This is a genomic window from Mesorhizobium sp. M4B.F.Ca.ET.089.01.1.1 (assembly GCF_004022605.1).
Classification (GTDB): domain Bacteria; phylum Pseudomonadota; class Alphaproteobacteria; order Rhizobiales; family Rhizobiaceae; genus Mesorhizobium; species Mesorhizobium abyssinicae.
The window spans coordinates 1-758 of record NZ_RZOS01001065.1; the positions used below are offsets into that span (position 1 = coordinate 1).

General features: G+C 65.7%; 1 protein-coding gene and 1 pseudogene. Both read left to right on the forward strand.

All coding sequences use genetic code 11. The features are described 5' to 3' along the window. On the forward strand, positions 1–504 hold a 504-nt coding region (locus tag EN780_RS36035; protein WP_133372944.1), incomplete at its 5' end, for an ATP-binding cassette domain-containing protein. A 1-nt stretch (position 505) separates the two neighbouring features. Then, positions 506–758: pseudogene (locus EN780_RS36040) on the forward strand (ABC transporter permease); the annotation flags it as partial.

The following is a 758-nucleotide window of genomic DNA, read 5'->3' on the forward strand; positions in this document are numbered from 1 at the left end:
CCGGTGGCGCTGGTGGCCGGCGACCGCCAGTCGGACGGCATCTTCCCGCAGTGGTCGATCGCTGAGAATATCGGCATCCGCTCGCTGGCGCGGCTGCGCACCGGGTTGCTGATCTCGCCGCAGCGCGAGGCCGAGCTTGCCGACTTCTGGAAGAACAAGATCGGCATCCGCACGCCGGACATGAACAACAACATCTACTCGCTATCCGGGGGCAACCAGCAGAAGGCGCTGTTTGCGCGCGCGCTGGGCTCGGATGCCGGGATCGTGCTGATGGACGATCCGATGCGCGGCGTCGACATCGGCACCAAGCTCGAAGTCTACGACCTGGTGCGCGAGGAGGCTGGCCGAGGCCGCACCTTCCTCTGGTACACAACCGAAACCGAAGAGCTCGACAATTGCGACCACGTCTATGTCTTCAAGAACGGCCGCATCGTCGCCAATCTCGGACGCGACGAGCTGACCGAGGAAAAGATCATCCAGTCCTCGTTCGGCGACGCGGCCTGAGATGACGGCGGCCTCGCTCGAAACCAGATTGAAGGCGTCGCCGGCTGGCGGCGGCGCGGCGGCGCGGGCGCGCATGCTGCGCAGCCTGCTGCCGGCGCTGTCGCTGGCGCTGGTGCTTTTGGCGATCGCCTGGCTCAACCCGCGCGCCATCTCCTATTTCGGCTTCACCCTGATGCTCAACCTGGCGATCCCGATCGCGCTGGCGACGATCGCGCAGATGTTCGTCATCGCCGGCAACGAGCTCGACCTCTCGA